This window comes from Corynebacterium sp. ACRPE (assembly GCF_022347435.1).
GTDB lineage: Bacteria > Actinomycetota > Actinomycetes > Mycobacteriales > Mycobacteriaceae > Corynebacterium > Corynebacterium tuberculostearicum_D.
This window is the reverse complement of sequence record NZ_JAKRNA010000057.1, coordinates 1-1,339: the sequence shown is the minus strand read 5'-3', so window position 1 is coordinate 1,339 and position 1,339 is coordinate 1. Positions and strand designations below refer to the sequence as shown.

At 57.7% G+C, this 1,339-nt stretch carries 1 protein-coding gene; it reads right to left on the bottom strand.

The window, feature by feature from the left end; translation table 11 throughout:
- Positions 1 to 97: 97 nt before the first annotated feature.
- The coding region (locus MHY13_RS12075) for an IS256 family transposase (RefSeq protein ID WP_239283244.1) at positions 98 to 1,339 on the bottom strand (1,242 nt) is incomplete at its 5' end.

Below are 1,339 nucleotides of genomic sequence, written 5' to 3'. Positions count from 1 at the left end.
GGTCAAGTCCTGGGTAGTGGTGTATCTGTTTTCGAATCTGGGGTTAGTTTCATGGCGGTGGTTTAGGGGCCATCTCGGGGATAAGGGGTGAGGGTATTCACGCGGCGATCTCCTGGTTGTTGTCGCGGTCCTCGTCGATGACCCCAGCGGCGATGATCTCTTTGGTCTGTGCCAGGCTGGTCAGTGACATATAACGCTTCTGTTGGATCCAGTCATCGTGCTGTTCGGCCAAAACCGCCCCAACAAGGCGCACAACAGCGTCTCGGTTTGGGAAGATTCCTACGACATCGGTACGCCGGCGGATCTCCCTATTGAGCCGTTCAGTGGGGTTATTCGACCAGATTTTGGTCCACACCGCTCTCGGCGCAGCGGTAAACGCCAACAGCTCGTCGAGACACTCCTCGAGGTAGGTGGCAACGTGAGGGAATTTCTGCTGGCAGAATTCAATAACCTCACGAGCTTGGGCCCACACACTAGCGGCATCGGGTTGCTGAAAGATTGTGTGAAACATCGCTGACAGAGTCGGCCATTGGGTTTTGGGAACCTGGGCCGAGAGGTTCTTCGCGAAGTGCGTTCGACACCGCTGCCAACTAGCCTGCGGCAGGCAGTCACCCACGGCTGCTTGAATACCAAGATGGGCATCACTAGTAACGAGGAATACCCCGGTCAGGCCACGGGCGATGAGGTCCCGAAAGAACCCGGTCCACGACGCGGTAGATTCCGCGGTGGCAACCTGCATGCCCAAAAGCTCTCGGTAGCCGTCAGCGTTGACACCTGTGGCCAGCAACACGCTGGTCTTTACGACACGTCCGCCTTCCCGCACCTTCATTGTCAGCGCGTCGCAGGAGACAAAGTGGTAGGGGCCTTGGTCAAGCCGGCGGGTGCGGAAGTCATCGACCATGTCATCGAGTTCTTTGGCCATCTGGCTGACCTGAGACTTCGACAAGTTGTTGATCCCAAGGGTGGCCACCAGGTCGTTCATCCTGCGAGTGGAGACTCCTTTCAGGTAACAGGTGGCGATGACTGTGGTCAGGGCACGCTCGGTGCGGCTGCGGCGCTCTAGCAGCCAGTCAGGGAAAAATGCGCCGGTGCGTAGCTTCGGGATTGCCACATCAATGCTGCCGACTCGGGTATCAAGTTGGCGATGACGGTAGCCATTACGTGTGTTGGTGCGCTCGGCTGACACGGTGGCGTAATCAGCCCCGCAGACGGTGTCTGCTTGGGCGGAAAGAATCTGGTTGATGAAGTCAGTGAGCATTTGGCGCATCAAATCTGGGGACGCTTGAGTCAGTAGCTCTTCGAGATACGCGGTCGGATCGATATGATGAGGGTCAGCGGC